This window comes from Streptomyces fuscigenes (assembly GCF_021556455.1).
GTDB lineage: Bacteria > Actinomycetota > Actinomycetes > Streptomycetales > Streptomycetaceae > Streptomyces > Streptomyces fuscigenes.
The window spans coordinates 1-4,842 of record NZ_JAKGCV010000414.1 but is presented as its reverse complement, the minus strand read 5'-3'; the positions used below and the strand labels follow the sequence as shown (position 1 = coordinate 4,842).

General features: G+C 76.8%; 4 protein-coding genes. 1 reads left to right on the top strand and 3 read right to left on the bottom strand.

Translation table 11 applies throughout. The features are described from left to right. Positions 1–13: 13 nt before the first annotated feature. Together L1885_RS23610 and L1885_RS23605 are read right to left on the bottom strand one after the other, a co-directional pair. Positions 14–736, bottom strand: a complete 723-nt coding sequence (locus tag L1885_RS23610) for a maltokinase N-terminal cap-like domain-containing protein (RefSeq protein ID WP_235799183.1) — start codon at positions 734–736, stop codon at positions 14–16. Between the two features lie 183 nt (positions 737–919). Further along, positions 920–1,879, bottom strand: coding sequence for a hypothetical protein (locus L1885_RS23605; protein WP_235799182.1), 960 nt, complete (start codon positions 1,877–1,879; stop codon positions 920–922). Between the two features lie 319 nt (positions 1,880–2,198). On the opposite strand from L1885_RS23605, the gene L1885_RS23600 reads away from it, so the two are divergent. Continuing rightward, positions 2,199–3,860, top strand: a complete 1,662-nt coding sequence (locus tag L1885_RS23600; protein WP_235799181.1) for an SDR family oxidoreductase — start codon at positions 2,199–2,201, stop codon at positions 3,858–3,860. Positions 3,861–3,972: 112 nt separating this feature from the next. Here the strand turns inward: L1885_RS23600 and L1885_RS23595 are convergent. After that, on the bottom strand, positions 3,973–4,842 hold an 870-nt coding region (locus L1885_RS23595), incomplete at its 5' end, for an endo alpha-1,4 polygalactosaminidase (RefSeq protein WP_372482013.1).

Here is a 4,842-nt window from a genome sequence, read left to right as displayed (position 1 = left end):
TCCCGCGCGGCCGTCAGGGCCGCACGGCGCTGGCGAACACGCCCCGCACCGCGCTGCCGTCGGGCAGCGTCCAGCCGGCGCTGACCCGGGCGAGCACGGTGCCGGGCCAGGCGCCGTCGTCCGGGGTGTCGCCGGTGCCGTCCGTCCCGTCCGTGCCGGCCGGGTGCGGCCGCAGCACGCGGTGGATGCGCACGACCTGCCCACCCTCCCCGCCGCCCCCGCCGGCGCGGACCTCCACGCCGAACGGTCCGTCCACGACGTCCAGCGGGACGCGGCCGCGCACGGCTGCGAGCGGGGACCCCGCCCCGGACGGCCCGTCCACGACGACGCTCGGATCGGGGGTGTCGCTCAGCGACTGGGCCTGCGGCTCGGCGGACCCGTCCAGCAGCGCGCACAACTGGGCGACCAGCACCGGGTCGTGGGCGCCGTCGTACACCCAGCGCCGGCCGAGCACGCCGTGCTCGGTGGTGCCGACGAGGGCGTGCCCGGCACCCTCGAGCGGGGCGGCCCGGTAGGTGAACGGCACCTGGTAGGCGACGGGCAGCGGCCCGGAGACGTCGGTGACGACCATGAACTCGATGCCGACCTCGCCCTCGGGGTCGTCGAGCCGGAAGCCGCCCGCGCGGTCGAGGACGGGCCCGTCCGCCCCGCCGAGGTACCAGGGGCGGCCCGGCAGCCACTCACCCAGCAGTTCGAGCTTCGTCGGCTTCAGCGTCGTGCGGTGCACCACAGCCATGCGGGATCGCCTCTCTCGGGGTCCGTGCGGGACGGCCGCCATCCTGCCAGGTGCCGTCCGGGGGCCGAGGAGAGCCGGTGGGGCGGGAGGCGGGCCGGGGGAGGAGAGCCGGAGGGTGGAGGCGGGCCGGGGGCGAGGAGCCGCATGGGGGAGGTGTGGGACGGAGGCGGCACGGGGCCGCGCTCAGCAGTGGGCGTTCTGTCCGTTGCGCATCACGACCAGGCGGTCGGCCTGCGAGCCGAGTTCCATGACCTCCCGGGGTACGGCTCCGGTCTCGGAGTCGCGGTTGAGCGCGTCCAGGAACCCGGCGACGTTGTCCGGCATCAGGACGGCGACCACCACCATGTGGGTGCCCTTGTCACCGGCGTCGCCCGAGCCGAGGTTCAGGTCGGGCACGGTCCATCCCGACGCCGAGGGCGCGGCCTCGCCGTCGAAGCTGAAGGTGGAGGTGGACGTGTAGCGACCGCCGGAGTCGCTCGGCCGGTCGAAGATCACCAGGGCGTGGCCGTCCGGGACGCGGCCCGTACCGGAGAAGCTCACGCAGTGCGCGACCGGACCGGTGACCGGGAGGAAGCGCAGGCGCGAGGCTGCTTCGTCCTGGGACACCCGGTGCGGTGGCTTGGCGTCCGCCGCTTGGCGGGGATGGCCCTGGTAATAGATCACGGTGACGGCGAACGCCACGAGCACGAGGGTCAGCGCCGCTGCCAGTGCGTGTCGCAGCCAGCCCCACGCGGGCCGCACGACCGCGATGCTCAGGGGCAGCGCCGCCGCGGCCAGCAGACTGAACACGAGCAGCCTGCCGAGGGTCAGCCCCGCGATGGGCAGGAGGACCCCGGCGATCGCCGGGATCGCGCCGAGCCACAGCTCCCAGCGGATGCCGACGGCCCCGCGGGGCGCGTTCGGCGGATGCGGAGCGCCGGGGGGCTCGGGCGCGTTCCGGGAGTCAGGGGTGTTCTGGGGGCCCGGGGCGTCCGGGGGGTTCTGCGTGTTCTGGGCGTCCGGTGCGTCCGGTGCGTCCGGGGCGTTCTGGGTGTCCCGGGAGTCCGGGGCGTTCTGGGTGTCCCGGGAGTCCGGGGCGTTCTGGGTGTCCTGAGTGTCCGGGGTGTCCGGCGTGCCGGTTGCGGGACCGCGTCGATCGGGCATGGGGCGGAACGTAACGGGACCCGTCGGCGCGATCCCCGGGATCGCCGGGCCGTCACCCGTTCGGGGAGGCGAGGGTGGCGCCGCTTCCCGGAGTCCGGTACGGCCCCGGCTCCTGCCGCCCGCCGCGCGGGGGAGGTCCGTGTGGGGGATCGTGGGACGCGTGCCTCCAGCGGGGTACACGGAGGGCCGCGCGGCCCCGGGCCGCGCACGGTGACGCACCCGCGGACGCCCGCAGCGGCGGGCAGGAACGGCAGCGGTCGCGGAGCCGGAGGACGGACGGCGGCGAAGGCCGGACACCGACGGGGCAGTGGAGGCGTGCATGGCGGGCGACAGCGGGTCGGCGGACGGCGGGACCGGGGCGCAGGAGGCACGCGGCGGCGGCCCGGCCGCGGGAGCGGCGGGGCAGGGCCTGCTCTGCCTGGTCACCGGCGCGACCGGGTACATCGGCGGCCGCCTCGTCCCCGAACTGCTGGCGGCCGGTCACCGGGTGCGCTGCCTCGCCCGGACCCCGGAGAAGCTGCGGGACTATCCCTGGGCCGGGGACGTCGAGGTCGTCAAGGGCGACGTGACGGACGAGGACGGCGTGGCCGCCGCGATGGAGGGCGTCGACGTCGCGTACTACCTGGTCCACGCGCTCGGCCAGGGCAAGCAGGACTTCGAGCGGACGGACCGGGAGGCCGCCCGCATCTTCGCGCGCCGGGCGCGCGGCGCCCGCCTCGGCCGCCTGGTCTACCTGGGCGGGCTCACCCCCGCGGGCGTGCCGGAGCGGGAGCTCTCGCCGCACCTGCGCTCCCGCGCCGAGGTGGGGCACATCCTGCTGGACTCGGGCGTGCCGACCGCCGTCCTGCGGGCCGCGGTGATCATCGGCTCGGGCTCGGCGTCGTTCGAGATGCTGCGCTACCTCACGGAGCGGCTCCCGGCGATGGTCACGCCCAGCTGGATCAGGACCCGCATCCAGCCCGTCGCGGTGCGGGACGTGCTGCGCTACCTCGTCGGCGCGGCCACGCTGCCCGCCGACGTGAGCCGGGCCTTCGACATCGGGGGCCCCGACATCGTGACGTACCGCGACATGATGCGCCGTTACGCACGTGTGGCCCGGCTGCCGAGGCGGCTCGTGGTCTCGCTGCCCGTGCTGACGCCCGCCCTCTCCAGCCACTGGATCGGCCTCGTGACGCCCGTGCCGTCGGGGATCGCCCGGCCGCTCACCGAGTCGCTGCGGCACGAGGTGGTGTGCGCGGAGCACGACATCGCGCGGTACGTGCCGGATCCGCCGGGCCACCCGTACGGGCTGGACCGCGCCGTCGAGCTGGCGCTGCGGCGCGTGCAGGAGGCCAGGGTGACGACCCGCTGGTCCTCGGCCTCGGTGCCGGGCGCGCCCAGCGATCCGCTGCCGACCGACCCGGACTGGGCGGGCGGCAGCCTGTACACCGACGAGCGGGAGACCTCCGTGGACGCCACCCGCGCCTCCCTGTGGCGGGTCGTCGAGGGCATAGGGGGCAAGCACGGCTGGTACTCGATGTCGGCCGCCTGGGCCGTGCGGGGGCTGCTCGACCGCTTCGCGGGCGGCGTGGGCCTGCGCCGCGGGCGCCGCGACGACGACCACCTGCGCGTCGGGGACTCGCTGGACTTCTGGCGGGTCGAGGAGATCGAGCGGGGCAGCCTGCTGCGGCTGCGCGCCGAGATGCGCATGCCGGGGCTCGCCTGGCTGGAGATGCGCGCCGAGGAGGACGGCTCAGGCGGCACGGTCTACCGCCAGCGTGCGATCTTCCACCCGCGCGGGTTCCTCGGGCAGGCGTACTGGTGGAGCGTGTCGCCGTTCCACGCGTTCGTCTTCGGCGGCATGGTCCGCAACATCGCCTCGGCGGCCCGCACCCTGGACGGCACGGGCGAGTTCCCGAAGGCGCCGGCCGCCGTGCGGCTGGGCGGCGGCCCACGGCCCTCGCCCGAGCGGCGGCCCGGGCCCGGCGTGCCCCCGGCCTGACGGCGGGGGTGGGGGGACGCGGGGCCGCACGGGCGGGGCGTGCTCGCCGGGCGTCCACGGCGGCGGGGCCCGCACGCCCGACGGGGCGGGGCCGGGAGGCGGCCTGGTGCCGTCAGCAGCGCCGGTCGACGTGGCCGGGCGCGCCCGCCGGCAGGACGTCGCGGTCGCGCAGGGTGAGGGACAGGGTCCGGCCCCAGCGCCGGCACCCCGCGGCGAAGCTCGCCCGGTCGTACTCGACGTCGAAGACGCGGCGGTCGTACGCGGACGAGAAGTCCCCGCACTCGCCGTAGTGCGCGCACTCCTCCACGACGGCGAAGTCGAAGCCGACGGCGGCACGCCGGTCGAGGAGTTCCCCGGTGTTCTTCTGGGCCACGGCCAGCCCGTCGCGGTGCCCGCGCCGCACGAGCAGCGCGGCGAACGCGGCGGCGTCCGCGCGGCTCAGCAGGTCCTTCGAGCGCTGGTAGGAGTCGAGGTTGTCGGGCTCCACGGCGTCGAAGCCCGCCCGGGCGCAGCCGTCGATCCAGCCGCCCACGACCCCCAGCAGGGCCGTGCGCCGCGCGGGCGTCGAGATGTCGAGCAGGGGCTCGTCCCAGTCCTCGTCCACGACGAGCGGGCCGTGCGGGTCGTGCCCCTCCCGCAGCAGCAGCTCGGGGTGGTGCGCGCGCCACCAGGCGGTGGTCGCGGCGCCGGGCTGGGCCTGGAAGGCGTTGACGTAGCAGACGGAGTAGAGGCCCGGGGCGGGGTGCGCCGTCCGGTCGCGCGAGACGGCGCGGACGCCGGCGGGGGGCCGGTAGGCGCCGCCCAGCTGGTAGTCGAACGCGGCCCCCGCGGCGGGGAGCCGCACCCGGGGCGTCGCGCCGGCGGACCGTTCCCCGGAGCTGGAGCTGGAGCTGGAGCTGGAGCCGGAGCCGGGCGCGTGCGTGGCCCGTTCGCCCGCCGGGCCCGTGGCCGAGCAGCCCGCCAGGGCGGCCGCGAGGAGGGC